Below are 1,575 nucleotides of genomic sequence, written 5' to 3'. Positions count from 1 at the left end.
AGTATGATATTTTGGTGACGACTACTATTATTGAGACAGGGGTAGATATTCCAAATGCCAATACCTTATTTATTGAAAATGCAGACCACATGGGCTTGTCAACCTTGTATCAATTAAGAGGAAGAGTCGGTCGTAGCAATCGTATTGCTTATGCCTATCTCATGTATCGTCCAGAAAAATCAATCAGTGAAGTCTCTGAGAAGAGATTAGAAGCGATTAAGGGATTTACAGAATTAGGCTTGCAGATTTTGACTATAAAAATCTCCTAGCAAGAAAAGAAACCTGCTAGGAGTTCTGTCTACTTCAAGTGAAAGATTAAATCTTTTTCTCAATACAAAATAGAGGAGAAAGAGGACGTTTTTCGTGGATACGGATAATAGCATCGCCTAGAAGATGAGCAATCGAAATTTGTTCAATCTTATCAATCAAACGCTCTTCTGGTAGGTAGATAGTATCCAAAACAACCAATTTTTTAATAGCTGATTTTTGGATATTGTCCATAGCTGGTCCTGAAAGTACTGGGTGCGTACAGCTTGCGTAAACCTCAACAGCACCTGCTTCAGCAAGAGCATCCGCCGCATGACAAATGGTTCCAGCTGTATCGATCATATCGTCAATCAAAATACAAGTCTTACCTTCTACCTTACCAATGATGTTCATCACTTCACTGGTATTCATCTTGTCTACACTACGGCGCTTGTCAATAATCGCAATCGGAGTTTTCAAAAACTCTGCCAATTTACGAGCACGAGTCACCCCACCATGGTCTGGGCTGACAACCACGTAGTCAGAGCCAACCATGCCACGACGTTCAAAGTAGTCCGCAATCAATGGAGCACCCATCAAGTGATCTACAGGAATATCAAAGAATCCCTGAATCTGTGCAGCGTGCAAATCAATCGTCAACAAACGATCTACCCCAGCAACTTCTAGCATGTTTGCAACGAGTTTTGCTGTGATTGGCTCACGCGCGCGCGCTTTTCTATCCTGACGTGCATAGCCATAGTAAGGCATAACAACATTGACAGATTCTGCACTAGCACGCTTCAAAGCGTCCACCATAATCAAAATTTCAAGTAAATTATCATTTACAGGTGAACTCGTTGATTGTAGGATAAAGACGTGTTTTCCACGGATTGATTCTTCAATGTTGACCTGAATCTCTCCATCTGAAAATTGGCGAACAGTCGATTTCCCCAACTCTATCCCAATTTCTTGCGCCACACGCTCTGCCAATTCTCTATTAGAAGAAAGGGCAAATAGCTTTAAATCAGAAAAAGACATGATTTCCTCCGGTATTTATGTATCACTTGTTTTTACACAACATTTTCCATCTACCATTGTAGCGCTTTTTCCTTTATTTTTCAATCAAAAATAAAACAAGAGCAAACATTTATACCCTTGTTTTATACTATTTTATATTAGCTATATTAAAACTAAAAATCCTACATTTTAACAATCGATTTTATGCTAGGATGAGATTTTTTGAGACAAAGTTAGTATACTTCTCTCATACTTCCTGTATCCACATCATAGACAGCACCTGAAATAACCACATCATCAGGAATCAGTGGA

At 39.1% G+C, this 1,575-nt stretch carries 1 protein-coding gene and 2 pseudogenes; 1 reads left to right on the top strand and 2 read right to left on the bottom strand.

The window, feature by feature from the left end; translation table 11 throughout:
• Positions 1-239, top strand: a pseudogene (locus GMD3S_RS10490) (helicase-related protein); the annotation flags it as partial.
• Positions 240-315: 76 nt separating this feature from the next.
• Here GMD3S_RS10490 and GMD3S_RS0209385 read toward each other — a convergent pair.
• Entirely contained in the window at positions 316-1,284 is a 969-nt protein-coding gene (locus GMD3S_RS0209385) for a ribose-phosphate diphosphokinase (RefSeq protein ID WP_000010174.1), read from the bottom strand.
• Positions 1,285-1,496: 212 nt separating this feature from the next.
• A pseudogene (locus GMD3S_RS10900) lies at positions 1,497-1,575 on the bottom strand (carbonic anhydrase); the annotation flags it as partial.

It is taken from the genome of Streptococcus sp. GMD3S (assembly GCF_000298695.2).
Classification (GTDB): domain Bacteria; phylum Bacillota; class Bacilli; order Lactobacillales; family Streptococcaceae; genus Streptococcus.
The sequence above is the reverse complement of the archived record's forward strand: the minus strand, read 5'-3'. Positions and strand labels throughout refer to the sequence as shown.